This window comes from Effusibacillus lacus, assembly GCF_002335525.1.
GTDB lineage: Bacteria > Bacillota > Bacilli > Tumebacillales > Effusibacillaceae > Effusibacillus > Effusibacillus lacus.
On record NZ_BDUF01000109.1, the window covers coordinates 230,248 to 254,860 of the forward strand.

Sequence of the window (24,613 nt, forward strand, 5' to 3'; positions counted from 1 at the left end):
AGATGTCCTGAATGACCGCCACACTGCCTTTCAATTGCCCTTTTACCAATACCGGGGCAACGTTGACCATGACTTCCCTTCGGTTGGGACCCACTTTCATCTGAACACCCCGTACCGGTTGTCCGGTCTTCAGAACCCGCATATGCATGCTCTCCCCCTCGGCAATATCGACTGTTGCCGGTTTCCCGATTACTTCGTTTTGCGTCAGTCCGGTCAAACGGGTATAGGCAGGGTTAATCAGCAGTCCGTGCCCCCTTTCGTCCACAACCGAAATCGCGTCTTGCGTAGAATTGATAATGGCGCTGAGAAGAGATTGGATTTCTTTCAAATTGGTCACTTCAGCGACCAATTCCTGCACTTCCGTCACATCACGGAATACGGCCACGGCCCCAATGATAACCGCTTTGTCATCAGTCACCGGTACCCGATTTGTAATAATCCTTGTGTTCCCAAGCGATTGAAGCTGGTTCAATTCCGGATGTCCTGATTGAAGCACGAAGTGAAGCCGTGTGTTGGGAATCACGTCTCGAGCCGCCCGGCCAATGGCCGCTTCGGCCGTGATACCGGTAATCCGCTCGGCGGCAGCATTAAACAGCGTGATGATCCCTTGGCGATCTACGGCAATCATACCGTCATGGGTGGAATTCAATATAACGTCCAATTCGTGACGCTGCTGCGTCAAGCGTTTAATCAACCGCTCCTTGTCCTCAATCAGGGAGATCAGCAGTTGCGCGATATCTCCGGGAATGAGCAATGCCTGATCAGGTTTCCGGAGTGAGATCGACTGAAACGCATCCTCCGAACCGGTTGCTTCGATTATCAGATCCAATCGGTCGTCCAGGAAGGATTCAAAAGAACTGCTTGTGGGAATGCCCATTTTTTTGGCCAACCGGATTCCGGGCGCGCTCTCATCCAAATCCGCAACTCCAACCACCTGAATCCTTCCTCTTTCCGTTAAGACCCGAAGAATGGAAGTGCCTCCTTTGCCGGCTCCAACCAACAGAACCCGTTTCATACCCTCACCCGACCTGATTTATGAAATAATGTGCAAGAACTATTTTTCACGCTCATTCTACACTTAAAAACGGGTGCCGTAAACAAAAACAAATCCTTGCTCTTGTGCCGAACGGCAGCGTACTGTATATTGAGGCGTGAAAGGAAGGGATTCCGATGCTTCGCTTGGTGTCATGGATCATCTTGATTTCGATTTTTCTGTTGGCCGGGTACGGGCTCAACATGATCAGGGTGGCCGTTATGGATAATATCGCAGATCCGTCGGTTATCATCTGGTGGCGCGTTCTGATAGGCAGCATTCTGATGGTTGGCGGACTGTTCTTTCTTGGCGGCTTCATCTACTACCGGGACAAGAAGCGTGGCATTGTCCGCAAGCCTGCCTGGAAGATCGAACAGGAAATAAAGAAAAAAGGCCGGCAATAAGGCGCGGCTTAACGCGCCTCCCCCCGGCCGAACCGATCCATCCAATCAAGCCATTTGTTGTTTGCAATCAAATCGCTTAACGAACGATGCTCCGTATACCAGTGAAGCGCCAACAAACTGGCCAGTACCATCAGGGTTGCCTTGAAATTGAAGGTTGCCACCGCAGCATAGCCGATAACCGCTCCCAGAAAATTCGACCCCACATCGCCCATCATCGCTTTTGCCCTGATATCCGCAGGATAGTACCCAAGCGCAACACCGGTCAGCAAAGACAAGGGAACCAAGGCCTCATATGAAGCAAAATAGATCAGTCCGGCCACTGTCAGCAGACTTCCCTTTAACGCCCTGCCAGGACGAACATCCAACAAATTGATCCAATTGGCCATCAATGCAATCACCATGGCATCGGCAATCACATTCCCGAACCACGAAAACGACATTCCGGTATATGGGGATCCCCAAACGGCAACCCCCAACGCAAATCCTGCCCCACACAACGCTTTCACAAAACCGGTAGTGAGTTCCCCTTCACGTATCCATTTGCGTAAATGCCCCCTAAGACCACTGGTTTCGCGGTTTCCTGCCACATCATCCACCAGCCCCAGGAAAGCCATTCCGGAAGCAAGAGTCAAAACCGGTCCCAGCAGAGGAGCCTGCTGCATCAGCTTGTCCAAAATAATCAGCAATAACCCCACCAGAGCAAACACCAGGTACATGACTGCACCTGCACCCACCGGTATCTGTTGCCCTTTGAAATTTGGCCTTGTAAGACCCGCTTTGGCCAACATCTTGCAAAAACCCGGGACTGCAATTCGTGTCGCACCTGTACATAAAATGAATCCGGTGATCGCAGAAAGCCAGCCATCCCAGTCCGGCTGTTGCCAAAGATTCATCAGTCTACCTCCAACTGGATGTGGGTTCTTCCGCTGACGGCATTTCTCCGGAATCCTCCCAGCGCTCCGCCAGTGCCCTCAGAACATGAACAAATTGTCTTCCCCTATGCAAAAACCCCCTAAGTGTCCTTCCATACTCCCTGTTGTACATGGCCACCGGAACCTCACTCACGCGAAATCCCGCCCGCAAGACGTCGATTGTCATGGCAACTTCAGCCCCATATCCGTCCGACAGGGAGAGGCGGCTGATTATCTCTTTGCGAAAGGCCCGTTGGCCGGACAGCGGGGAACTGGCGACGAACCCGGTCAACCTTCTGATTCCCCAAACGGCCAGCCCTTTTACCAGGCCAAACCCGTTTTTCCCTTCCGGTGGCGGAAAGGCAGCAATGGTCAGATCCGAGACACCTTCCATTACAGGTTGGATCAGCTTGCGGATTTCGCAGGCCCCTTCTCCCATATCCGCGTCCACAACCACCACAATGTCGCTTTGAATGGACTGAAAACCGGTGCGCAACGCCTGACCTTTGCCATAGTTCCGCTGGTGCCAAACCACACGGGCTCCCGCCCGGAGTGATTCGGATGTGGTGTCATCTGTCGATCCGTCATCCACGACCAGCACTTCGTTCACTTCGGGCAAGGATTGAACTGCCTGAATGGTAGCGCCAATGCGCTCCGCTTCGTTATAGGCAGGGATAATCACCCCTACACGCATGCTTAATCGCCTCCCGCAGATGCCCCAATCGGTTGGTTATCCCACATGGGCAGCAAAGACTGGGCTGTTGGTTTGATACCGAAGTTTCCTTCTTTTCCGCTTATCAGTTCAGCAGCCGCCAGCAGGCCGCTGGCTTGATCCAGATTGTCCACCGTGGAAATCCCAAGGTTCCGGTAAGCCGGTATGGCTGATATTTCATTGTCGGTTCTTTCGGTACCGATCACACGCAGATTTTGTTTGAGGATCTCTTTGATTAACGGAACATCAAACAGTTGAAGCCGCAGCTGCGGGCTGCGACCCGGTCCCGACAACAGAAGAACGGCATCTGGAGGTGTGCCCAAATGCCCTTGAATGTCGATCCAGCCTTTTTCCTTTAGAATTCCTGGCCAATTGGCGATTGAGATTCCGGCTATGCTGTCAGCCAGCGACTTGGCCGAATGAGCGAGTACCATGGTGCCGTTCGTTTCACCTGGCAACCCCAGGCCCTGCGCAAGCACCGGCAAGGAGGCCGCGTCAAGCACAAGTTCCGGGTCTTTCACTCTGATCACCGCCTGCACCTGTGCCCCCGAACTTTGCAGCCAGTCAGCCACTCTTGCCGGGTCTCCTTTTTCCATCTGGATCAGGACAATCTTCTTGCCCGTCAATTTCTGCTTCATATAAGAATTGGCCAACTGCCCCAAGGCGTGATCCAATTGGCTGGTCTGTCGCATCAATTCCGTTACTTTGCGGTTATATTTCACATTCTCGGCCCTTGCGGCGTTATATTTCTCTTCCAGGCGGTTCATCAGGGACAACTGCTCTTTCGGAAACAATTCCTGACCTGCGGAACCTCCCAACAAAATGCCAATTCCCAACGCCATAAAGACTGCAATGATCGTGGTAAGATGGTAACGGTACCCGTACACCCGGTCACCCCCTAAACAAACAACAGTTTCAATTTCAAATAGAGAATTCGAAGGATATTTCGAACGACCGGATTGACGGCCGCCAACACCGCCACCGGTATGAGACTTGCCACCATCACCACGGCAAGGGATTTCCAGGTCATGCTTGTCTGGTACAATTGGCTGACACCCTTTGCATCAACCAGTTTGGGGCCGACACGCAACCGGGTCAAAAGTGTGCTGGCCATACCTTTCCTCCCTTTTTCGAGAAAATCTATCATATTCGTATGAGTCCCAACGGCGACAATCAAAGACGCTCCCATTTCATGCGCCACCAGCATGGCAATATCTTCACTGGTGCCGGGTGCCGCGTATATGTGGGCCTTCAATCCCAGACTTTGCACCCGTTTCAATCCGGGAGCCCGTCCGTCCGTATATGCATGAACCAACAGTTCCGCTCCACAGGTCAACGCTTTGTCCGTTACAGAGTCCATGTCCCCTACGATCAGATCCGGGTGAAAACCGGCTTGAAGCAAAGCGTCCGCCCCCCCGTCAACACCGATTACGACCGGTTTTTGTTCTTTTATGTAATGGGCGATCGTTTGCAGATCCTCCTGGTATGTGCTGCCGCGCACCACGACCAGAGCATGTCTTCCCTGTATCCGGACCTTCAGGTCGGGTACGGGCAAGGGACCCAGGAAAAAGTCCTTCTCACGGGCTGCGTGCTGCAAAGTGTTATCAAGAAACCGGTGGAGTTCGGTGGAGGAATTCATTCTTGCAATCGCCATTCTCTGACCGATTTCTTCCAGAGTCACCATTTTTCCCTGGCCTGCATAACGATCCTGAACATAGAGAGACCCGCCAATAATCGTCATAAAATCGCCGTCTTGGACCACATCCAACAGACTCGGCACTTCATCGTCAATGTCGTTTTCGACCATATCAAGGAGTGGAATACCTGCTTGAAGCAACAACAACGGACCCCGGTTCGGGTAACGTCCCGTCATGGAACATCTGGTGTTGACAACTGCGGAGACCCTTGCTTCAATCAATCCCTTGGCCGCGATCTCATCCAGATCTTCATGGGCCAGTATGGCAATTTCAAAAGGCCGCAAGCGGGGAATCAAATGCTTGGTTTTGGTGTCACAGCGCACATATCCGGCTGCGCGAACCGGTTCGGTCCGTTGAAGTTTAGAAACCGTCGCCATACCGCCCAATCCTTCCCTTTCAGGATGATCTTTGGGACTAGTATGGATTTCCAGCATATTTTTCATACAAAACGAAAAATAACTAAATGGAAGCACCGAGAGGAGGTCTATGCGATATGTACGATGACGTTCATTATGCAAATGAAGATGATACAAGAGAGGATAAGGATTCGATGGAAAATGACGGCGGTGGTGTCATACCCGAAAATGCAAAAAACGGTGTACTTGTTGAACGTCAGAACTTAAGTGTCAGAGGGATGCCTGCAGATCCCGAAAATTATAAAAGCGGGGAATAATCCAATCCCCGCTTTCCGGTATGTTTGTATTCAGATATTGCCGCGCCGATAGTCTCCGCTCTTGCCGCCTGTTTTCTCCAGTAAACAAATATTGGAGATCACCATGCCTTTATCAATGGCCTTGCACATGTCGTATACCGTCAGGGCGGACACGGAAACTGCAGTCAACGCTTCCATTTCCACTCCTGTGACACCTGTAACCCTACAGGTGCCGTAAATGTCGAGGGCATTCTCTTCGGGACGTTCCTCAAACCGGATGTCCACCTTGGTTAACGGCAAAGGATGACACATGGGAATGATGTCGGATGTCTTCTTGGCAGCCATAATGCCGGCAACCTGAGCCACTCCCAGTACGTCCCCTTTCGCCATCTTCCCTTCCCGGATCCGGGTGAGAGTTTCAGGCAGCATGGTAATTCTTGCATAGGCAGTGGCTGTACGCTGCGTTATCTGTTTGTCCGAGACGTCTACCATATGGGCGCGCCCTTGTTCGTTGAAATGCGTCAATTCCTTGGTCATATGCTCTCCCTTACCCGCCGATTTGCGACATCCGCCTTACCGTGGGTTCGTGACTCAATTCTTCGCCAAACAACACCTTGGCCATTTCATGGCTCTCCGGCTTGATGTCAAGCGCACGGAAAAACAAGTCTTCCAACGCTTGCTCATCCCCGATATATTTGCGGACATTGAATTCATCCTGCCAGAACAGACAAGGCTTGATGTTGCCGTCGGCAGTCAAACGCAACCGGTTGCAGCTCTCGCAAAAATGATCGCTGACCGGGTGAATCAAACCAAAGGATCCCTTTGCGCCAGGCAGCCTGAAGTACTCGGCCGGGCCGTTGCCAAACACCGACTGAGTTGGCTCGGGCGTCATTCCCATGGCTTCACATCTTTCCTTTACATATTCCAGCGGCAGATACAAGTCCCGCCAGCCGTTATCATCGTGTCCAATCGGCATGTATTCGATAAAGCGAACATGAACCTCCCGTTCCAGGGTCATGCGGAGGAAATCATCCACTTCATCATCGTTGAACCGGTTCATAAGGACGACATTCAGCTTGATCGGGTTGAAACCGACCCTAAACGAAGCCTCCAGTCCGGCCAGAACCTTGCTGACATCGCCGCCTCGCGTAATCTTTGCGAATCGTTCCTGCTTCATGGAATCCAGTGAGATGTTGACGCGGGTCACTCCGGCCTTCCTCAGCTTCTCTGCCTTCTGCGCCAGGAAGATTCCATTGGTCGTCAGCGCAATGTCTTCAATTCCCGGGATGGCAGACAGACGGCTGACAAGCTTCTCCACATTGGGCCGAACCAGCGGCTCTCCGCCTGTCAGGCGCAAGCGGCGAACTCCCAGCTTCGCTGCCATGCGGACCACGGCTTCAATTTCGTCAAACGTGAGATGTTTGTCGTTTTCCATGAACTGCATGCCTTCTTCCGGCATGCAGTACACGCAGCGCAGATTGCACCTGTCGGTCAGGGAAATCCGCAGGTAGTCATGAACTCTTCCAAACTTGTCCGTCAATGTACGATTCACTGTGTAAGGTACGACTGCCAATGGTTCCATTGTTCAATCTCCTTTCCAAATTCGGGAGGATAAAGCGTTTCCGCCATATCCCTGTCGATCCGCTATCCATAGTGAAATGTTTGCTGAACTTTTACCTTAGGAATGCGGATTCGGAGATATAATTACATGTATTATAGCATAAATCATTGGAACTCTCCTGCTTGTATGATATGTTTTTTACGGGGTGAACAGTAATGACATTGAAAGTTCGATTTTTTGCAGGTGTCGCGGAAGCGACCGGACAGCGGGAATATACGGTATCTTTGGAAGAAGGTGCAACTGTTGCGGATCTGCTTGCCAAACTGCAAGAGGCATTCCCAAATGCGGCCGATCTTTTGGCAAAAAGTTTTTTTTCGGTCAATCAGGAATATGCCGATTTTCATACCGTAATCAGAAACGGGGATGAGCTTGCCGTAATCCCGCCTGTATCCGGTGGTTCCGGAGCCGATGCCCGCTTTGAGATTACTTCGGAGCCGTTATCAGCCGACAAAATCATACAAAAGGTATCCAATCCCTATGCGGGTGCCATTCTTACCTTTGTGGGAACCGTTCGGGAGTTTACCCACGGACAGCGTACGGTGCTGTTAGAGTACGAAGCCTATCCCGAAATGGCTGTGAAGAAAATGGCGGAGATTGCAGCCGAAATTGAAGAAAAATGGCCTGGCACACAAGTGGCCATCAGTCATCGGATCGGAAGACTGGAGATTGAGGAAGCTTCCGTCATGATCGCGGTGGCAACCCCCCACCGGGCTGCCTCCTTTGAAGCGGGCCGCTATGCGATTGAACGATTGAAGCAGGTCGTGCCCATCTGGAAAAAAGAAATTTGGGAAGACGGCTCGGAGTGGAAAGGACACCAGCAAGGCCCCTGGAATCCGCTGGTGAATCCCCTGGAGTAAGGATTCCCCGCCTGTTGGGAGGACAGTTGAAATGGATGCAACACGTTATTCCAGACAAATTCTGTTTGCTCCAATTGGAGAAGAAGGCCAACAAAAGCTGTTGAAAAGCCGGGTGGCAGTAGTCGGCATGGGAGCCCTTGGCACTGTGCTGGCCAATCATATGGTCAGGGCCGGCGTTGGTTATGTCCGTATCATTGACCGTGACTTTGTTGAACCCAGCAACCTGCAGCGACAAATGTTGTATGACGAGAACGATGCCAGGGAAGGGCTGCCAAAAGCTGCGGCTGCCGCCGAAAAACTTCGAACAATCAACTCCGGTGTGTCGGTGGAACCCGTAATTGCCGATCTGACTTGGCACAACGCCGAATCTTTGCTGTCGGACGTGGACCTGGTCCTGGACGGCACCGATAACTTTCAAGTTCGCTTCTTAATTAACGACGTATGTGTCAAACACGGAATCCCTTGGATTTATGGCGGCGGTGTGAGCGCGCATGGAATGACGGTGACGATCCGCCCGGGTATCACCCCTTGCCTGCGATGCCTGTTTGAATCGGCACCTGCTCCCGGTACCACGCAGACCTGTGACACTGCCGGCGTGATTGGACCTTTGATACACATCGTGGCATCGTTTCAGGCTGTTGAAGCGATGAAACTGCTTGTTGGTGATAGGGAATCGCTTCGCCCCTCCATGCTGAACATCTCCGTTTGGGATCATTACCTGACAGAAGTGAATGTGGCCAAAGCCAAAAGAGCCGATTGTCCCTGTTGCGGCAAACGGGAATTTGATTACTTGGAGCCTCGCTCCGGTACGGAACCTACCAATTTGTGCGGGCGGGACACTGTCCAGATCTCACCTGTTTCCGATATGCAACTCAACTTGGATCTTCTGGAGAGCCGGTTGTCAAAATTGGGTTTGGTGGAACGGAACAAATTTCTGCTCCGGTTCCAAATTGGCGGACAGCGGCTTGTCATATTCCCGGATGGCCGCGTCCTGGTCCAGGGAACCAACGACCCGACAGTGGCCAGAAGTTTGTATGCCAAATATATCGGCTCTTGACCCCTGTTTGAACGCGGATCCAACAAGCTGGCATGACAGTTGCAGCAGAACAACGGATCCTGATTCCCTGTCTTTGACAGGGAATTTTTTGTTGGATTACAACGAAATTGACAAGGAGTATCGGAATTTTTCGTGAATAATTATTTATAAAAGAATAATTACTTATACAACCTTCTTTTGTTTTAATGAATTTTTAGGAGGCTTTCATGAAACTACCTGCCAAACTTCAAAAAAAATCCCTGCATAAAGTCCAAACTACAGCAAATCAACTGGAACGGGTGTTGGCAGCCCGCCCCTTTGAAGAAGCAATACCGGAACTTCGCAGCATCCTTGAAAACAACCTTGCAGGCGATGAGTACATGTTGCTGGTTTCTCGCCAAGACGGTTTGGCGCTCCTGCATACCAATCGCATGCGGGAGGGGTTGCACTTTAACAATCCGATTGAATTGAAAGCAGCACAAACACTGGAGCCAATCGCGCAATTGTATCCCCGAAACACCGGGGAAATCCTGCTGGATGCAGCCATTCCCATCCGGATTCAAGGGAAAGCGGCATTTAACTTGCGATTGGGTGTGGTCATTCCTACTCTCTCCTGGAGATGGAAATTGCTTGCAGCTTCTGTCATACCCGTTTTGTTGCCGGCATTTGGGATTTGGACCAACCAGTCCCCGGTTATCAACACATTTCTTGCAATTGCATCCATTATTCTGGCAATCCTTGTCAGTCAGTTCAGTTTTCGTACATTCCACCGTCTTTGGAAGGAATGGGTTTCCGTCACCAAATCCATATCCTCGGGAAAGCTGCAGGCAAGAGCCCAGACAAAGCGCCGGGATGAATTGGGGCAGATGTCTTTCGAAATCAACAAAATGGCTCTAGGCATGCACAACATTCTGTCGGAGTTGCGCAACGCTTCCATCTCCACACAAGATATCAGCATCAAGCAGGGAGATATGGTACGGGATCTTCTGGCCGCTTCGCAAGAGCTCTCAGCCAGCCTGCAGCAAATCAGCGGCGGCGCCATGGAGCAGACCAAGGTGGTGCAGGGTACCGTTCAGGTATTGAAAGAAATCAACTCCAAAATCAGGCAGACGGGTTCCGACCTGAAATCGACAAGCGAACTGTCCCGTGAGGCCGAAGCATCCGCTGTGACAGGCATGGACAAAACAGGCCACCTGCAGTCCCAGATGCAGCGGATCCAGCAGGCCAGCCTGACAGCCGAGTCCGCCATGCAGGAACTGGAACGGCACGCGATCGGGATTGAACAGATGATTCGAGACATCCGTGATATTGCCGAACAAACCAACCTGCTGGCTCTAAACGCAGCTATCGAAGCGGCAAGAGCCGGACAGGAAGGCAGAGGCTTCGCCGTTGTGGCGGACGAAGTGAGAAAGCTCGCTGCCCGTTCTGACGAAGTGGCTTCCCAAGTCATGGTGCTTGCCGGAAACATCAGTAAACAGTCACAACAAGCGGCGGCCATCGTGCAGGAGGAAAGACAGGAAGTTGACCAGGGGCTCCAATTGGTTCGGGAGTTGCAAACGATCATTCAGATCCTGACGGATAAATCATCCGTCACCGCATCTCACACCACCCAAAACGCAACCATGATGGAAAAGATTCTGCAAGAAGTCGATTATATCGAAGCTCAGGTTGAAAAAGTCCGGGAAATCTCCGAATCCTTTGCTTCTGCTGCACAGGAAGTGGCCGCCACTGGAGAAATGCAGTACAACGCCACTGAAACGCTGGCAGACCAGAACAACCGTTTGCGGGAGTTGTCGGACAAAATCCACAAGATCTCGGATCGCTTTGAACTTTAATAGTAAAGCTGCCTCTTGTTTGTCCATCCCCTGTAAAAGGGGGTATTTTTTTTGAGAAAACAGGATTGTGAAAATTTTTATAGAATTAATAAGTTACCTTATTAGCAATACTCTGATATTTTTGGCAACCGGTACAAGTTTTGTTCGACCTCTTAATGAATACTTGGTTTGCAAAGGAGGCCGTATTTGTGAAGAGCAACTCCAAACTGGAAAGAAAAGCTTTGAATAAAGTCCGGAATGCTGCGGCAGAAACCGAGCGTCTGCTGACAAGTCGCTCTATTGAAGATGCTAAGCAGGATTTGCGCATTCTGTATGACAGAATGCTTGGTGACGATGAATATTTTGTGCTGGTGAACAGGGACGGCTTCAGCCTCCTGCACACCAACCGGCTGCGGGAAGGAATTCTTTTTAACGATCCCGTCGGGATGAAGGCAGCACTTACCCTTGAACCGCTCATCCAGCTTTATCACCGTAACACCGGTGAAGTGTTGGTGGATGCATCGGTTCCGGTACGGGTCAACGGCAAGCCTCTTTACAGTTTGCGTTTGGGAGTGGTCGTTTCCACACTGTCGATAAAGTGGAAACTGTTTGCAGCCTCCTCGTTTCCGGTACTGTTGGCAGTTGCCGGAATGTGGACGGGGGATTCCGTCCTGACACGGTCCCTGATTTCCGCAATGGCTGTTGCTCTGGCTGGCGTTGCCGCTCAGTTTGTCTTCCGGACATATATGCACAGTTGGAGAAATTGGACCTCCGTCACCAAATCCATCTCCTCGGGCAAGTTGAATGCAAGAGCAGAAACCAAACGCCGGGATGAACTGGGCCAAATGTCATTTGAAATCAACAAAATGGCTATCGGAATGCACAATATCCTGACGGAACTGCGCCATACGTCCCACTCCACTCAGGACATCAGCAGCAAACAGGGGGATATGGTACGGGATCTGTTGGCAGCATCCCAACAGCTGTCAGCAAGCCTTCAGCAAATCAGCGGCGGATCCGTTGAGCAGACCAAGCTGGTACAGGAAACGGAACAGGTGTTAAAAGAAATCAACCGGAAAATCCGGCATGTTGGATCTGACTTGCAAGCAACCAGCGAACTTTCCCGGGAGGCAGAAGGATCTGCCAAGACCGGAATGGATAAGACTGACACCCTCCAAAAGCAGATGCAGCGGATCCAACAGGCTAGCATGATGTCCGAATCTACCATGCAGGAACTGGAAGAACAAGCTGCCGGCATCGAACAGATGATCCGGGACATCCGGGATATTGCCGAACAAACCAACCTGTTGTCGTTAAATGCAGCAATCGAGGCGGCCAGGGCCGGTCAGGAAGGAAGAGGCTTTGCAGTTGTGGCGGATGAGGTGCGCAAGCTTGCTTCCCGTTCGGATGAAGTGGCTTCCCAGGTAATGCATCTTGCAGGAAATATCAGCAAGAAGTCACAAGAAGCGGCAACTGTCGTGCAAGCTGAAAGGCAGGAAGTTGACCGGGGGCTCAAGCTGGTAAAGGATTTGCAATCGATCATTCAGGTGCTGACGGACAAATCATCAACCACCGCCTTGCACACCACCGGCAATGCTGCCGTGATGGAGGAAATATTGCAAGACGTGGATTCCATTGAAGAACACATTAAAAATGTTCGGGAGATTTCAGAATCATTCGCTTCCTCGGCACAGGAAGTGGCAGCGACCGGAGAAATGCAATACAATGCGACCGAAATGCTGGCAGAACAAAACAACCGTCTACAGGAACTCTCTGCCAAAATCCACCATATTTCCGATCGTTTTGAGTTGTAACTGCACAAAGAGCACCCTCTGACAGGGTGCTCTATCGTTATTTTGACAAGTATTTTTATAAACGGGCAGATTCTATCACCGAACGGACTATGTGGATGGAACCCCACTCCCCGTCCGAAAGCATTACAATCGGATACTTTTGCGGAAACAGTTTGTCATTGATCTCCTCCACGGACAAGCCCTCTCCATGCAGGCGCATGATTTCTCCGGCCATATTCTCAAGATAATCCAATTTCATCGCCAAAGCCTTTTTCCCGTCGGGGATGTAACCGGCATGACTGCAAAACATTTCTGCAAAGTCATGCTTGAGTAACGTCCTGATGGAATCCATCACCTGCGGGGTTGATTCTTCTTGCAGAGTTATTTTTGTTTTTGGCATTATAAACAGATCCCCGGTAAACAGTACACCCGTTTCCCGGTTCAGATAGGCCAAGTGGTCACTCGAATGGCCGGGTGTCGGGATGACTTGCCACGAATAGCGCCTCGAATGTATAGAATCTCCCACGGGCAATGCGGTAAACCCTTTCCGGGTTCCCCAGAACATCTGCCTGTAGAGTGGATAATCACCGGTCCTTGCGCAGGTTTCGATTGACGATGGGTGGATATATAGAGGGATCTGTTTATTCTTCCTGAGCCAGAAAGCCATGCCGGTGTGATCTTCGTGATAATGTGTGAACGCCGCCAGATCACAGTCAATTGTTTGATAATAATCGGCCAATTCTTTCTCCAGACGTTGCGGCCCCGCGTCTACCAACATGCCGTCCACCAGATACACAAAAACATCCAGGCTGGAACCTCCCAAATGGACTGTTCCCTTAACAGCCGTCACTTCACCGTGTTTGAATACCTCAAGCATGCCGGCACCTCCCACCATTCTTACGTTATGATGGTATCACATTTTTTTCACCTGTTGTTTCAGGATCTTTCCGCTGGCGTTTCGAGGCAGTTCCTGTACGAATGAATACAAGCGGGGACACTTGTAATCCGCAAGATGACCCGCCACAAATTCCCGTAATTCCTCTTCTGTAACTTCGGCTTTTGGCACGACGACAGCTTTGACTGTTTCTCCCCATTCCTCATGCGGTACCCCGATCACACAGGATTCGAGCACGGCAGGATGCTTGGCAAGCACCTCTTCAATCTCTCTCGGGTAAATGTTCACTCCGCCGGAGATAATCACGTCTTTCTTGCGGTCAACGATGTAAACATACCCGTCCTCGTCCCTATATGCAATATCGCCTGTATACACCCAGCCGTCGCGGATTGTTTCGGTTGTTGCCTGCGGATTGTTGTCATACGCCAGCATTAAGCTGTCTCCCGACAAGATGATTTCTCCGAATTCGCCTGGCGCCGTTTCACTTCCGTCGGCACGAACCACCCTGAATTCCATGTTGACTGCCGTATTTTTCCCGATGCTTCCGGCTTTGGTCAGATGCTCTTCCGGACGCAGGAGGCTTCCGTTCGGTCCGGCTTCCGTCAGGCCGTACACCTGAAAGAAATTGTCATTCTGAAACGCTTCCCGCACGCGTTCGTAGGAAACCAGCGCAAGCGGACCCCCGCCGTATGCGAAAACCCTTATGCTCGACAGATCATACTGTTGCAGTCGCGGATCTTTGGCAGCCATCAGATAGGCCACCGGAGCGGCAAACACAAAGGTGACTTTCTCCTTGTGAATCCATTCCAGGAACGCCTGCGGAGTGAAATCGCTCAATACGTGGGTACAGCCGCAATATAAACCGCTGATAAAAAACGTATTGAGAGGCGCCGAGTGGGACAACGGCATAATGGTCAGCATGCGATCATTTCTTGTCAATTGAAACTCGATGGAGATGCCGTATGCAATGGACAGAATTCGTTCATGGTTGAACAGGACACCTTTTGGCACACCTGTGGTTCCCGATGTAAACAATATTTCACATACTTCCCGTGAATCGATCGGCAAATTCAAGTTGTCTTCCGAATAGGATTCCGCCTCCTGCGCAGTATCTTGGATGCAAAATGTATGCTGCAGCGGGAATGATTGAGTAAGTGACTGCACTGTTTGCAGCAATTCCTTCTCGTAGAAGATTCCTGCGGCATTTGAGTTGCGAAGGATGACTTCCAGTTCGTTCGATGTCAACCGGATATTGATTGACATCGGGATGGCTCCGAGTTTTATCAATGAGAAATAGGCATAGAAGAAATGCTCGTTGTTTCTTGACATAACCGCAACCCGGTCACCCTTCCGCAAACCTCGATCCTGCAAGTATCTGGCGATCCGGTTGCAAGTTTCGTTCATTTTGGCATAGGTCAAACGATTGGTTGCGCTAATGAATGCCTCCTTGTCAGGATACTTTCTCGCGTTTCGTTCAAGTACACCATGAATGGTAATTCCGTTAGCATTCATTTTCCCTCTCCCTTTCTCTGCAAGAATTTTTCCTTGTGGGCCAATATCTCGTCTTTCAGCATTTCCAGTTGTGAGATCTGCTCTTCAATCTCCTGCAGCTTCCTATCCGCATATTGGACAATGCGGCGCACCTCCTCCTCCCCTTCCGGATTGGATTCGTACAGATCCACCATTTCCTTGATTTCCTGCAAGCTGAAGCCCAGTTTCTTTCCCCGGAGGATTAATTTCAGCCGTCTCCGTTCCGCATTGGTGTAGTAACGCTGCTGTGTGTTGCTGTCCCTTGATTCTGAAGATAGCAACCCCACCTCCTCGTAATAACGGATGGTTCTGGAACTGATATCAAACATGGAAGCCAATTCGCTTATTGAGTAAAGTCGTTCCGCTGTCATTTCACAACCTCCAGTTGACGTTAACGTAAACTTAACTATATAATATTTCTGACGATTATGTGTTGTCAATCTATTTGCTCAAAAAACGAGAGGAGATGGGGTTCGATGAGTATGACAATCGACCGTCCGCAAACGAGAGGTGCCAATCCGTATTCCTTCGATGAGTTTTTGGCCCTCCGGGAAAAACTGGACTGGTACCGGGACGAAACTTTCCTGCAGAAAGCATTGAAAAAGTTCGCAGGAAATGAATTTGCGGAAGTGCACGAGAAACTGCTGGCTTTCTCGCCGACAGTTTCCTCCAGATGGAACCAACTGTCCGAACGCATCGCCCGTCCGGAAGTACGGCCTTACATGCTGCACTATGACGCCCACAACCACCGCATTGACCGGATCGTTCGTCCCATGGAAGTCCACATCCTGGAACAGGAAGTGTTCGGATCAGGCTTTTTCTCAAGCAAAGTCACGCCATGGGAAAGCTTTGTCAAACGAATGCTGACACACGAACTGGGGGAATCCGGCGTTACCTGCCCCCTCACCTGCACTCATGGTTTGATCGGGTTGCTGGAACAGTTCCCAAATCCGGATATTCCGGAACTGTATGAAATTCTGATTCACGCGAAAGAAGGACGCAATGGAGAATTTGCCATCGGAGCCCAGTTCATGACCGAAATCCAGGGCGGTTCAGATTTGCCGAAGAACGTGCTGGAGGCCGTCCCCGACGGCAAATACTTCCGGCTGTATGGCAACAAATTCTTCTGCTCGGCTGCCCATGCGGACTACGCAGTCGTCACAGCCAAAATAACTGGCACTGACAAAATCACGACATTTATCGTTCCAGCCTGGCTCCCGGGCAACAAAGAACGGGAAATTCGAAACGGTTATCAAATCAACCGGATCAAGTGGAAAATGGGAACCGCCGAGCTGCCGACGGCGGAAATCAACTATGACGGAGCCCTTGCCTATCCGGTCGGACCTGCGGATAAAGGGATTGCGGTAGCGGTCGGAATCGTGCTGACCCTGTCCCGCCTGGAAATTGGACTTGGCAGTGCCGGTTACATGCTGCGTGCTGCCCGGGAAGCCAAATTGTACAGTGACTTCCGAAGTGTGTTTGACCGCAAGGTCAGCAGCTATCCACTGGCCGCCAACCAGTTGAAACAGATTGAGAATGCCGCCCAACGGGCAACTGCAGGCGCTTTCAAAGTCTACGATCTGTTCCTGCGTCTGGAAAAACCATTGCAGCCGGGACTCAAATCCAATGAACCGCTTGAAATCCGAAAGCAGCTTTTCAATCTGCGGGAACTGATTCTGCTGCAAAAAATCGGCACCACCAAAGAGGCAATTGAGGTGCTTAAGAATGCCATCTCGATGTATGCGGGACATGGCGTTATGGAGGAATTCTCCTCCCTGCCGCGAATCTTCCGCGACGCCGTTGTAAATGAACAATGGGAAGGTCCGCGCAATCTCCTGCTAACGCAAATCTACCGGGATATCCAACGCGTGACAGACTGGTATTCCCCGACTGACTTTGTGGCAAGTGTTCTGGATGGAGCACCGCTGGAACACATCAAACATTTTGCAGACTCACTTGCGGCGCTCCTGCAGAAACCGGTCCTCGGAGAAGTGAACGATGAGTCGCTGCAGGCTGCGGCCGAGTGGGATCATTTCTGCGATACCTTCTTCAAAGCTTATCAGTCGGTAGCGTTGGCCGAAGTGAACGCACATTAAATCGGCTCACAAAGCCAAACGGCCCTTGACCGGTTGTCCTTGGCAAGGGCCGTTTTCCTATTTGTACAATTGTCCGTTCAGATACACATGGTTCAATACCGGTCTGCCATTCCAGACTTTCACCGCCACCGTCACTTCGGCTTCCCGGTCTTCCAGAGGCTTCCCCATTCCCTCTTCGACAAACACTTGTTCAAACCCGTAGGTCACCCGCAGTTCCCGCTCACTTTCCCAGTGATAAACGGCCTTTCCAACGAGCACCGCTTCATTCGCTTCCGGCTCAAACTTGTCAGCAAAGGAAGCTTCCTTGAACACATAATACTGACCCTTCTTTTCAAGCAGTACAAATATTTTGCAATCCCTTTTGCAGTCACTTTTCTCTTGCGGAGCAGGGATTCGGGAGATTTCAAAACCAAGCCGGGCAAAGTCTCCCCGGAACGGATCCCGCGGGTCAACCGGTACCGCTTTTAACAGGATCTCTTTCCCGAATACCTGTACGGCATAATACTGGCCGGCGACACCCAACAGAAACAGGCACTGCAGGAGGACCAGAATCCAAAGTTTCTTCTTCATCTACTCCACCTCCCGAATCGACGAAAGCAGCTTTCGTCTCCGCCGCTCCATTACGATAGCCAGTGCAAACAGCAAGATGCCCCCGACCACAAAGAACAGGGATGAATCTATCAGTGTCCAGGCATTTACTACATAGAGCGCAAACACGCTGATCAGGAAGAGAATCGTGCCGTGATTGATCCAGGATTTTTCCCGTTTGCGCTCACCAAGCGAGATCAAATAAATGGGAACAGCTATTGCAAGCGATGCGTTAAGGAACTCCACATAGTCAATGCCGGCAGTCGGCAGGTAAATGGCTGCAATCGGCAGATACTCGGTCAATTGGGAGCGCCATAAGTAGACAACCATACCTAACAGGATCACCGCATACACATAGTAGCTTTCCGGTGAAGGGTCAATCCGCAGCCAGTCTTCCCGAAAAAGAGTGGCTTGCAAAGTGATGGCGACATACAACGACATCAACAAAGGGTAATAAAACATGGGAAGGAACGGACTGTTGGCAAATGTGAATGACAATGCAAGAACGGCAAGCAGCACCGGGTATACCCACAGTTCAGAGGCATCGTAATAGGCCAGGTTGGATATGGCGCCTGTTCCGACACCAATCCACGTCAGGAACAGCATCAAACGGGATTCCCATCTGCGTGCGACAAACAGATAAGGGATTGCAAGCAACAGAAACCACAAGGAGGTCCTATGATACTCCTCGAATTGGAACCACACGGCAAGGGCCCACTGAACCACAGCCACCAGCATGATGAAGGGATTCCGGTAGACCCAGGCAATTGACCCGGTAGCAATTGACCAGACAAGCAGCGCACCCGCATTGTATGCGACAATGTGGAACATTTGGCCGATCAGGAAGATCCCCGCACCGAACACCAGGGTTCCGAGAAAAATCAGAGACAGCCCGATGGCACTCCTGCCTTTGCCCCGGAGGTACTCCCCCGCACCGTAGACGGCAATCATACCTGCAAAAATAATGGCCAGTTTCAAGAGATTGGGCATCTCACTCCAATTGTGGGCTATAAAGAAGATTAGTCCAATTCCCACCAACAGTGCAGCAAAAAACATCATGAGACTGGTGGTTTCATAAGATGTGACGGGATACCGGGATTTCAGGGCTTCCGCCTGGGGTTCCCCGATCAGCCCCTCCTCCTTCCACCTGTCAAGCTCAGCGTGCAGCCATTTGTGCCGGTTCATATAGGTGGCACCTCCTTTCTCCCATTATAGTTCATGCAAGGAAAAATATGGTACGCTGGTTCAGAACAAATTTTTTTCAAAGGCTATGTTAAATCTTGATGTTGATTTTCGACCAAAGGAAAACCGCCACCACTGAGATGTCGATTAATTGCTATCGTGTCCCGTTAAAACCTAGGAAGGCTCAGCATTTGGAAGATCGTTTGTGCATTATTTATATTGCCACGCTACCTGACATTACTGATTAATGGATAGCTCGAAAAATTTTTTTAGATGACCGAGCAATGGCTGAGGTTGAGTAGTAATATACGAAGCATGATCCCCAGTCACTACTACTAGTTTGGTGTGAAGCAACTTTGCCATCTCATGAGCGTATTCTGGACGAATAATATCATTATCTCCAATTACGAGTAGGACGGGCACAGTAATATGTTGTAGCTGCGCCGGTTCTAGAAAATCCTCTTTATTCAAGCTATTAGCCATCTCTGCGCCTTTGGCAATGAGCTTCGACCAGTTTTCAGGATGCGGGGCTACACGTTCGTATTCTTTCTTCATCTGGGATGGAAAAGCTTCGGCTGAAGCATGTTTAAGGCCTTCGACAATATAGGGAAAATAGCCATCCATACTATAAACGGTCGAGGCTAGTGCCATTTTACGGATAAGGTGAGGATTCGACTTAGCTAGCTGCAGTGCGATTGTTCCACCGCCACTGTATCCGAACACATCCGCTTCAGCGATTCCTAATTGACTTAAAAGTTCAGCGGTATCACGGCCCATTTGAGCAAAACTTAAGGGACGGTTAATATCCGCAGTATGGCCATGGCCTTGCTGTTCAATTAAAACTACCTGACGGTGTTGAGCCAAGTCTGGCAATATTGGATAAAACATGCTGGCAGTAGCAAACTGACCATGGAGCAAAATTAGTGGTTTACCACTCCCGTGGATTTCATAATACATATTGAGTCCATTTACCTTCTTGTAGCCGCTAAATGTATTACCCATGTTAAGCCTCCTTTGTGTCCTAATACGCCTCTGCAAGTTATTCAATACAAGACTTCGGCCCTCGGACGATTGGCACTATCTTTTCAATGGTATTACAATGAATGTTTATAAGTTTCTTTTGGATTGCTATCTTTAATGTTCGGCAAGGACTCCATCAAACAAATTGCTGAGTTAAACTGCCCGATAAGCTCAGCAGTAAGCCATCCGTCGAAGTTTGGCGTTTGTCTCCTTCACAGGAAACAAACATGAAGAGACCAACATGTACTTCTTATTCGACGTTGTGTTCTCATAGTCCTTGCTGTCGAGATAGCGGAACCACGCCAGGTAATGCTCCAAATACTTTGTTGCAACCCCGTTGAAGCGGTCCATCCATCTTTTCAGACGGCTATGGTAGCTATTGACGTTTTGGATATGGTAAACGCCCTTGACACGCTGTTTCCCATCGGATTTGAAACGGTAATGTTCCAATCCCTTTTCATTCGCATAGGAACTGAACGCGCGCCAGGAATCTGTGCAGAGCACGTTGGAGTTGGAAAGGTGAGAACCAATAGCCTCATCCAACTTTGTTGTACGGATGCGCCCACGACCAAGAACGCCAGATAAGGTCATCTTCCGACGGTCACGGGCAACCAGTACACAAACTTGGTCGTTGCTGATTCCACGCTGTTTTGCTTTGCCGCCGCGCTTACGCGGCTTGCGTTCGGAAATGTTCCGGCTGCCCTTTTCCGAATACAGGAAGTAGGTCTCGTCCATTTCGACGATACCTTGGAATGCTTCGGTTGGAATCTGCTTCAGCGCAGCGAGAATCTTATGCCGCCAGTAAAACAAGGTCACATACGAGACTTCATCGTACAACAGCTTGGCACATTTGCGTAGCGAAAAGCCCTCAATCATGCATTCGATGAATCGAACCCACAGGTGAGGTCTCCGCGTCCGCTGGAGAGGGCTATTCGTGAGGTCATTGAAGGTCTGTAGGCATGATTTGCAGCGGTAACGCTGGCGCTTAACGGCTCCCGCACGTGTATTAATGACTTACCTTCCGAAGCGCACGACGGCATGGCTATTGCAATGTGAGCAGACCATTCCGTTTTTATGCTTTTGCTCCTGAATTTCATCAATTGCTCGTATAGGAGGCGTCGTCCCCTTGGTTCGGGACTGTAAAAAGAGGATGAGTTCTTGCTTACCCTTATTGTCCAAGCCATCGGCAAACATCATCAGTTCCTTCAAATCCATAGAGAATCAGCTCCGAGCCATGTTATTACCCTAATTATAGAACAAGAGTTCGTAAACTTCAAATATCAACAATTGGGTTTAACATAGCTTTTTCAAAAAGAAGTTGCATTTGACGTTTCGTCACCTTTTATAGTCTTATCAACGATTTCAAACAGGCTGTAGGTAATGACCCTGCCAGTGAAGAAGTACAGGCTTTGGCCAAACGGTGGGAAGAGTTGATTTCCGAGTTTACTCAAGGAAATCCCGGTATCTACCAAGGGTTGCAGAAATCCTATTCCGATGGTGTGTTTCCGTTGCCTTACAATGAAGTAGAAGGCAAGTTCATTCAGGAGGTGCTCGCGATCTACAAACAGAACCTGAAGCAGTAAGTGCATGAATCTGTGAAAAAACGAAGAGGCTGCTCCTAAAAGGCAGCCCCCACATCAGACTGTGTTTACGAAGTGGTGTCCAAATTGTCACTCGGAGGCTGTATTTGAATCCCCTTTCCTGCTTGCAATACCTCTTTCACATGTTTCAGTTGGGCTACGATAATGAAACTGATGATGACCAGCAGGAACCAAGAGCTGATTTTTCCAAGGTGTACCAGACTCCAGGCCTGTTGTTGGTTGGGGTACTGCCAAGCCCCGAGGAAAGTGGCGATGTTTTCCGCCACCCAGATAAAAAATCCAATCAGGAAATAGGACAGCACTAAGGGCATCCGATGCCTTACACCAAGTACTGAATACTCCACGTATGTCTTAAAGAACATTGCAAATAAAGCTGCAGTCAACACCCAACGGAAATCGTAAATAAAATGGTGCGTGAAAAAGTTCAAGTATATAGCAGCACCCAGTGGCACAGTCAATAGCGACATTGGCCAGTGGTATAGCCGTATGTTTAGCCTCCGCCATGCCTGGCACAGATAGCTTGCCACACTGGCATACATAAATCCGCTGTAAAGCGGAACCCCAAGAACCTTGCTCCAAGCCTCTTCCGGGTAGGCCCAGGACCCCATCCGCACCTTATAGATTTCAAGCATCAGGCCGATCAGGTGAAACACCGCGATGACTTTCAGCTCATCTTTGGTTTCCAGCCCCGTTTTATACATCACGATCTGGGCAAAAATACACACAAGAAGGATAAGATCGTATCGGTACAAAAAAGGAACTTCCACAGTCTTAGAGATGGCAAGCGTCAGAAAGATCACTGCAGGAAAGATGCAGGACATTGCTTGTTGGAACCCAAATGCAAAGAGTTGTTTTAGAAAGCCCATTGAAGACCTCCGAAAGGATTTGTCCCATGACCGTTCCTGGGTCTGAAACTGAGATTTAAGCGGCTTCACTTTGCCCTTTGGCAACCGGCACTTGTCGTTTGCTTCTGGTGGTAAACAAATAAACCCCGCCAATTACAAGCACTGTACCCGCAACTTGAATCCACGTCATAAGTTCTCCAAGAAACACATAGGCCAGGATTGCCGTAAAAATCGGGTTGAAATTGAGAAACATCCCCGCTTTGGTTCCGCCGACCCGCTGCACTCCGATATTCCAGAACACCATGGCCAGAACGGTTGCTCCCACACTGACATAGCCTGTGGCAATCCAGAAAGCCAAATCAGGATTCCGGACTTCCAAATTCGGCAGGTTAAAGGGGAGCAGGGTCAAGACCCCGAAAATTCCCGCCCACAACGTGGACATATAGGGTGATACGCAGGCCATGGCCTTTCGCCCTGCAACCGCATAAAGACCCCAGGTCCCGACAGCCGCCAGCATAAACAAATCCCCCGTATTAAAACGGAACTCCAACAGCCTTTGGAGGTTGCCATGTGAAATCACAAGCAAAACCCCTGCCAATGAAACCAGCATGCCTGTCATTTGGCGGGAAGACATCGTTTCCTTCAGCAGCAAAAAGGAAGCGATTGCAATGGCCACCGGGTTGAGTGCAGACAGCAGACCCACATTGTCGGCAGAGGTGCGCTCAAGAGCCAGGAACATAAAAATGTTGAAAAACACAACACCTGTCAACCCCATCAAAAATAAAGGCAATAACGCCTTCTTCTGGGGAAGCAGTTTCCCGTCGAAGATCCGGACAATCGGCAGCAAAACCAGAATGGCAACCGCCCAGCGCATAGTGGTAAGCGTAAGCGGTGACGCATGACCAACCAGGAATTTCCCCGCCACAAAGTTTCCGGCCCAGAGAATGCTTGTACATATCAACAAACCATAAAACAGCAATCGCAACTTCTTACTCTCCTCCTCATAGCCGGAACAATTCAAGGACATTGTCGGTTGTAACGGCAGGTACTTTTTCGATAGACAAATTCAACTCTCCGTCTCTCCCTCTTGAGTTTGCGGATTGTGTGTCCACACCCACAGGGCTGCTGCCAGGAACATGGCCATGGTAACAAAAAATGTGGATCGCAGTCCGATCCACCCTGACAGCCATCCACCGGCCAAAGGGCCCGCCACCGTTCCAAACAGCGTCATGCTGGTGGTCACCCCAAATGCCATTCCCCGCTTGTCCTGCGTTACAAACCGGGAAATCAGGGCGTTGCTTGTCGGCATCAATCCGCCGATAAACAGTCCTGCCGCTATGCGTGTAGCGGCAAAAGCAATAAGAGTATAAGTAAGCGCCGTAAGCCCAAACATGATGGCCGTGCCAATCGTCAAAGCAATCAACACGGTCCGGTACCCCAAGCGATCCCCCAGCCTGCCGGAAACAGTTGAGCTGATGGCCGCAGCACCCCCTGCCAGTGCAAGGACAGTACCGGTGACTGTTGCCACATAGGCGTCCGAAACAGCCAACGACTTGACGAACAACGGTACAATTGGGGCCACAACCATCAAACCAAACTGGATCAGAAAATTAATAAAGGCAATCGGCATCAGGCCGGGAATATGGGCAACCGCAGACAGACTCTTCAAGAAGTTCTCGTTCTTCTTGGCGGCACCGCCACGGGGCGGTTCCTGCACTTGAAAGTACATGACCAGCAAGGAAGTAAAAGTAACCAGGCTCATAAAGAAAAAGGGAAACCGGTACCCGAAGGAATCGGCCAGTATCCCCCCGATAAACGGGCCTGTTGCGGTACCGGCAATCGTTGCCGTTTGGTAGATCCCCAACGCCGATCCTGTTTTCTCCTGCGGGGTAAAGGATGTAACAAGCGCGATCGTTGCGGATCCAAACCCGCCCAGCATCCCCTGCAATAGGCGAAGCCCGAGCAATTGATAGGCGTTGGTGACAAACCCCATCGAAATCAGCACCACGATATTGCTGAGGAGCACCCGCTCCACCATTAACTTAAGACCGTATTTGTCCCCGAGATTGCCCCAGACCGGTCCCAAAAAAGCGGCCATCAGCGGTGCCGCAGCCATCAGGATTCCCGACCAGACGGCAACTTTATCTGTTCCTTCAATCCCGAGGTACGGCAGATAAAGCGGGATAAACGAAAAAATAAAACTTAAACTGATCCCTGCGCCGAATTGTACGAAGCACATCATTGCAAGATTCCGTTTCCACGTCTCCACCCGATCCATCTCCATGCTGTCCGTCGATTTCCCTTTATTGTACATAAAAAACGGCGC

At 50.3% G+C, this 24,613-nt stretch carries 24 protein-coding genes, 1 pseudogene and 1 riboswitch; of the genes and pseudogenes, 8 read left to right on the forward strand and 17 right to left on the reverse strand.

Annotation, left to right across the window (positions count from 1 at the left end; translation table 11 throughout):
• Positions 1-1,015, reverse strand: a 1,015-nt coding sequence (locus tag EFBL_RS21570) for a PAS domain-containing protein (RefSeq protein WP_231705894.1), incomplete at its 3' end; no start/stop codon positions are given.
• Between the two features lie 155 nt (positions 1,016-1,170).
• Between EFBL_RS21570 and EFBL_RS19050 the strand changes: the two genes are divergently transcribed.
• Positions 1,171-1,437, forward strand: coding sequence for a DUF2627 family protein (locus EFBL_RS19050; RefSeq protein ID WP_096184109.1), 267 nt, complete (start codon positions 1,171-1,173; stop codon positions 1,435-1,437).
• Positions 1,438-1,445: 8 nt separating this feature from the next.
• On the opposite strand, the gene EFBL_RS19055 is transcribed toward EFBL_RS19050, so the two are convergent.
• Genes EFBL_RS19055 through steA form a run of 4 tightly spaced genes read right to left on the reverse strand, consistent with a single transcriptional unit; the run spans position 1,446 to position 5,134 of the window.
• On the reverse strand, positions 1,446-2,330 hold the full coding sequence (locus EFBL_RS19055; RefSeq protein WP_096184111.1) for a hypothetical protein: 885 nt from the start codon (positions 2,328-2,330) through the stop codon (positions 1,446-1,448).
• A 4-nt stretch (positions 2,331-2,334) separates the two neighbouring features.
• Complete coding sequence (locus tag EFBL_RS19060; RefSeq protein WP_096184113.1) at positions 2,335-3,042, reverse strand: glycosyltransferase family 2 protein; 708 nt, start codon at positions 3,040-3,042, stop codon at positions 2,335-2,337.
• Positions 3,043-3,044: 2 nt separating this feature from the next.
• Positions 3,045-3,947, reverse strand: coding sequence for a copper transporter (locus EFBL_RS19065; protein WP_096184115.1), 903 nt, complete (start codon positions 3,945-3,947; stop codon positions 3,045-3,047).
• 11 nt (positions 3,948-3,958) lie between these two features.
• The gene (gene steA / locus EFBL_RS19070; protein WP_096184117.1) at positions 3,959-5,134 is read right to left on the reverse strand and encodes a putative cytokinetic ring protein SteA; all 1,176 of its coding nucleotides are present in this window, start codon (positions 5,132-5,134) and stop codon (positions 3,959-3,961) included.
• A gap of 116 nt (positions 5,135-5,250) precedes the next feature.
• Here steA and EFBL_RS19075 point away from each other — a divergent pair, with 116 nt between their 5' ends.
• Entirely contained in the window at positions 5,251-5,430 is a 180-nt protein-coding gene (locus tag EFBL_RS19075; RefSeq protein ID WP_096184119.1) for a hypothetical protein, read from the forward strand.
• A 30-nt stretch (positions 5,431-5,460) separates the two neighbouring features.
• On the opposite strand, the gene moaC is transcribed toward EFBL_RS19075, so the two are convergent.
• On the reverse strand, positions 5,461-5,946 hold the full coding sequence (moaC, locus tag EFBL_RS19080; protein WP_096184121.1) for a cyclic pyranopterin monophosphate synthase MoaC: 486 nt from the start codon (positions 5,944-5,946) through the stop codon (positions 5,461-5,463).
• Between the two features lie 10 nt (positions 5,947-5,956).
• A complete protein-coding gene (moaA, locus tag EFBL_RS19085; RefSeq protein WP_096184123.1) occupies positions 5,957-6,991 on the reverse strand; it encodes a GTP 3',8-cyclase MoaA in 1,035 nt (344 codons plus the stop codon).
• Positions 6,984-7,119: riboswitch (molybdenum cofactor riboswitch) on the reverse strand. (Overlaps the previous gene by 8 nt.)
• Before the next feature lie 66 nt (positions 7,120-7,185).
• Between moaA and moaD the strand changes: the two genes are divergently transcribed.
• The 4 genes from moaD to EFBL_RS19105 all read left to right on the forward strand — a co-directional run bounded on the left by moaD (position 7,186) and on the right by EFBL_RS19105 (position 12,551).
• Positions 7,186-7,887 (forward strand): molybdopterin converting factor subunit 1, encoded by a 702-nt coding sequence (gene moaD / locus EFBL_RS19090; protein ID WP_096184125.1) that lies wholly within the window; start codon positions 7,186-7,188, stop codon positions 7,885-7,887.
• A gap of 31 nt (positions 7,888-7,918) precedes the next feature.
• The gene (locus EFBL_RS19095; protein WP_096184127.1) at positions 7,919-8,944 is read left to right on the forward strand and encodes a ThiF family adenylyltransferase; all 1,026 of its coding nucleotides are present in this window, start codon (positions 7,919-7,921) and stop codon (positions 8,942-8,944) included.
• Positions 8,945-9,150: 206 nt separating this feature from the next.
• Complete coding sequence (locus EFBL_RS19100; protein WP_096184129.1) at positions 9,151-10,758, forward strand: methyl-accepting chemotaxis protein; 1,608 nt, start codon at positions 9,151-9,153, stop codon at positions 10,756-10,758.
• Between the two features lie 188 nt (positions 10,759-10,946).
• Positions 10,947-12,551 carry a methyl-accepting chemotaxis protein gene (locus EFBL_RS19105; RefSeq protein ID WP_096184130.1) on the forward strand — a complete coding sequence of 535 codons (1,605 nt, stop codon included), beginning with the start codon at positions 10,947-10,949 and terminating at the stop codon, positions 12,549-12,551.
• Positions 12,552-12,606: 55 nt separating this feature from the next.
• Here EFBL_RS19105 and EFBL_RS19110 read toward each other — a convergent pair whose 3' ends face one another.
• The 3 genes from EFBL_RS19110 to EFBL_RS19120 are packed head-to-tail and all read right to left on the reverse strand — an operon-like array spanning position 12,607 to position 15,326.
• Positions 12,607-13,407 carry an MBL fold metallo-hydrolase gene (locus tag EFBL_RS19110; protein ID WP_096184132.1) on the reverse strand — a complete coding sequence of 267 codons (801 nt, stop codon included), beginning with the start codon at positions 13,405-13,407 and terminating at the stop codon, positions 12,607-12,609.
• 36 nt (positions 13,408-13,443) lie between these two features.
• Positions 13,444-14,937 carry a class I adenylate-forming enzyme family protein gene (locus tag EFBL_RS19115; RefSeq protein ID WP_096184134.1) on the reverse strand — a complete coding sequence of 498 codons (1,494 nt, stop codon included), beginning with the start codon at positions 14,935-14,937 and terminating at the stop codon, positions 13,444-13,446.
• Positions 14,934-15,326: a MerR family DNA-binding protein gene (locus EFBL_RS19120; protein WP_096184136.1), complete on the reverse strand. Its 393-nt coding sequence runs from the start codon at positions 15,324-15,326 to the stop codon at positions 14,934-14,936. The genes EFBL_RS19115 and EFBL_RS19120 overlap by 4 nt, the downstream gene beginning before the upstream one ends.
• A gap of 105 nt (positions 15,327-15,431) precedes the next feature.
• Here EFBL_RS19120 and EFBL_RS19125 point away from each other — a divergent pair, with 105 nt between their 5' ends.
• Positions 15,432-17,051: an acyl-CoA dehydrogenase family protein gene (locus EFBL_RS19125; RefSeq protein WP_096184138.1), complete on the forward strand. Its 1,620-nt coding sequence runs from the start codon at positions 15,432-15,434 to the stop codon at positions 17,049-17,051.
• 57 nt (positions 17,052-17,108) lie between these two features.
• Here the strand turns inward: EFBL_RS19125 and EFBL_RS19130 are convergent, their stop codons facing one another.
• The 4 genes and pseudogenes from EFBL_RS19130 to EFBL_RS19145 form a co-directional block, all read right to left on the reverse strand.
• On the reverse strand, positions 17,109-17,621 hold the full coding sequence (locus tag EFBL_RS19130) for a GDYXXLXY domain-containing protein (protein ID WP_096184140.1): 513 nt from the start codon (positions 17,619-17,621) through the stop codon (positions 17,109-17,111).
• Entirely contained in the window at positions 17,622-18,824 is a 1,203-nt protein-coding gene (locus tag EFBL_RS19135; RefSeq protein WP_096184142.1) for a DUF2157 domain-containing protein, read from the reverse strand. It lies immediately after the preceding gene.
• 234 nt (positions 18,825-19,058) lie between these two features.
• Positions 19,059-19,823 (reverse strand): alpha/beta fold hydrolase, encoded by a 765-nt coding sequence (locus tag EFBL_RS19140; protein ID WP_096184144.1) that lies wholly within the window; start codon positions 19,821-19,823, stop codon positions 19,059-19,061.
• 189 nt (positions 19,824-20,012) lie between these two features.
• A pseudogene (locus tag EFBL_RS19145) lies at positions 20,013-21,056 on the reverse strand (IS1595 family transposase).
• A 137-nt stretch (positions 21,057-21,193) separates the two neighbouring features.
• Between EFBL_RS19145 and EFBL_RS19150 the strand changes: the two are divergent.
• Positions 21,194-21,424, forward strand: coding sequence for a TipAS antibiotic-recognition domain-containing protein (locus EFBL_RS19150; protein WP_096184146.1), 231 nt, complete (start codon positions 21,194-21,196; stop codon positions 21,422-21,424).
• 65 nt (positions 21,425-21,489) lie between these two features.
• Here the strand turns inward: EFBL_RS19150 and EFBL_RS19155 are convergent, their stop codons facing one another.
• From EFBL_RS19155 to EFBL_RS19165, 3 genes are all read right to left on the reverse strand, one after another.
• Positions 21,490-22,308: a DUF817 domain-containing protein gene (locus tag EFBL_RS19155; protein WP_096184148.1), complete on the reverse strand. Its 819-nt coding sequence runs from the start codon at positions 22,306-22,308 to the stop codon at positions 21,490-21,492.
• Between the two features lie 55 nt (positions 22,309-22,363).
• Positions 22,364-23,272, reverse strand: coding sequence for a DMT family transporter (locus tag EFBL_RS19160; protein ID WP_231705895.1), 909 nt, complete (start codon positions 23,270-23,272; stop codon positions 22,364-22,366).
• Between the two features lie 81 nt (positions 23,273-23,353).
• A complete protein-coding gene (locus tag EFBL_RS19165) occupies positions 23,354-24,556 on the reverse strand; it encodes an MFS transporter (RefSeq protein WP_165912460.1) in 1,203 nt (400 codons plus the stop codon).
• Positions 24,557-24,613: the final 57 nt, after the last annotated feature.